General features: G+C 72.0%; 1 protein-coding gene. It reads left to right on the top strand.

The window, feature by feature from the left end:
* On the top strand, positions 1-2,328 hold a 2,328-nt coding region (locus tag ACTJKJ_RS12835; RefSeq protein WP_440820810.1), incomplete at both ends, for a beta strand repeat-containing protein.

Below are 2,328 nucleotides of genomic sequence, written 5' to 3'. Positions count from 1 at the left end.
GCTGACCACCGGCCAGGTCCAGGCCATGTCCAGCGACGACCTGAACGCGCTGGGCTCGGCGCAGATCCGCGCGCTGGGCACCGCCCAGATCGCGGCGCTGTCGACCACCCAGATCGCCAACATGACCAGCGAGGACGTGCAGGCGCTGAGCTCCGGCCAGATCGCCGCGCTGAGCTCCGACCAGATCGCCGCGCTGTCGACCGACAACATCGTCGCCCTGACCTCCTCGCAGGTCGGCGCGCTGTCGACCAGGCAGGTCGCGGGCCTGACCACCGACCAGATGGGCGCCATCGAGACCGGCGACCTGAAGGCGCTGGGCACCGCCGCCGTGCGCGCGCTGACCACCGACCAGCTCGGCGCCCTGGGCTCCGACCAGGTGGCCGCGCTGTCGACCCAGCAGGTCGCCGCGCTGTCGACCGCCCAGGTCAGCAACCTGAGCAGCGATGACCTGAACGCGCTGACCAGCGGCCAGATCAAGGCCCTGTCGACGCAGCAGGTCGCCGCGCTGACGACCGCCCAGGTCAACACGATGGAAAGCGCCGACGTGCAGGCGCTGTCCACGCAGCAGATCGCCGCGCTGAGCTCCGACCAGGTCGGCGCCCTGTCCACCGAGAACATCGCCGCGCTGAGCTCGCAGCAGGTCGCGCCGCTGTCGACCAAGCAGGTCGGCGGCCTGACGACCGACCAGGTCGGCGCCATCGAGACGGTGGACGTCCGTGCGCTGACGACCAACGCGCTGCGCGCCCTGACCACCACCCAGATCGACGCGCTGAGCTCCGACCAGATCGCCGCGCTGACGACCGCCCAGGTCGCCGCGCTGACGACGGCGCAAGTGCAGGCGCTGGCCAGCGACGACCTGAACGCGCTGGGCTCGGCCCAGATCCGCGCGCTGTCGACCGCCCAGGTCGCCGCGCTGACCACCGGCCAGATCAACGGCATGGAATCGGCCGACGTGCAGGCGCTGTCGACCCAGCAGGTCGCCGCGCTGGGCTCGGCCCAGGTCGGCGCGCTGTCGACCGAGAACGTCGCCGCCCTGACCTCCGCCCAGGTGGGCGCGCTGACGACCAAGCAGGTCGCCGGCCTGACCACCGACCAGATGGCCGCCCTGGAAACGGGTGACCTGAAGGCGCTGTCCACCGCCGCGCTGCGCGCGCTGGGCACCGACCAGCTGGACGCGCTGGGCTCCGACCAGATCGCCGCGCTGTCGACCCAGCAGGTCGCCGCGCTGTCGACCACCCAGGTCGCCAACCTGTCCTCCGACGACCTGAACGCGCTGACCAGCGGCCAGATCAAGGCGCTGTCGACCGCGCAGGTCGCCGCGCTGACGACCGAGCAGGTCTCCGCCATGACCAGCGACGACGTCGCCGCGCTGACCACGGCGCAGCTGCAGTCGCTGGGCTCGGCCCAGATCGGCGCGCTGAGCACCGAAGCGATCGTCGCGCTGGGTTCCGCCCAGGTCGGCGCGCTGACGACCAAGCAGGTCGCGGGCCTGACCACCGACCAGATGGCCGCCATCGAGACCGGTGACCTGCGCGCGCTGAACAGCGCCGCGCTGCGCGCCCTGTCCACCGACCAGCTCAATGCGCTGGGCTCCGACCAGGTCGCCGCGCTGAGCACCGTCCAGGTGGCCGCGCTGACGACCGCGCAGGTCGCCGGCCTGACCAGCGACGACCTCAACGCCCTGGGCAGCGCCCAGATCAAGGCGCTGGGCACCGCGCAGGTCGCCGCTCTCACGACCGCCCAGGTCAACGCGATGGAAAGCGCCGACGTGCAGGCGCTGTCCACCCAGCAGGTCGCCGCGCTGGGCTCGGCCCAGGTCGGCGCGCTGAGCACCGAATCGGTGGTCGCGCTGACCTCCAACCAGGTCGCCGCGCTGAGCAGCAAGCAGGTCGCGGGCCTGACCACCGACCAGATGGCCGCCCTGGAAACGGGTGACCTGAAGGCGCTGTCCACGACCGCCGTGCGGGCGCTGGGCACCGACCAGATCGATGCGCTGAACTCCGACCAGGTCGCCGCGCTGACGACCCAGCAAGTCGCCGCGCTGACGACCGGCCAGGTCAGCAACCTGTCCTCGGACGACCTCAACGCGCTGACCAGCGCGCAGGTGAAGGCGCTGTCGACCCAGCAGGTCGCCGCGCTGACCACCGGCCAGGTCAACACCATGGAGTCCGCCGACGTGGCGGCGCTGACGACCCAGCAGGTCGCCGCGCTGAGCTCGTCGCAGGTCGGCGCGCTGAGCACCGACTCGATCATCGCCCTGAGCTCCGGCCAGGTCGCCGCGCTGAGCAGCAAGCAGGTCGCGGGCCTGACCACCGACCAGATGGCCGC

Source organism: Roseateles sp. 22389, from assembly GCF_052044995.1.
In the GTDB taxonomy this organism is placed as follows: domain Bacteria; phylum Pseudomonadota; class Gammaproteobacteria; order Burkholderiales; family Burkholderiaceae_C; genus Roseateles.
Note: the sequence above shows the minus strand (reverse complement) of the source record. Positions and strands in the feature narration are given on the sequence as shown.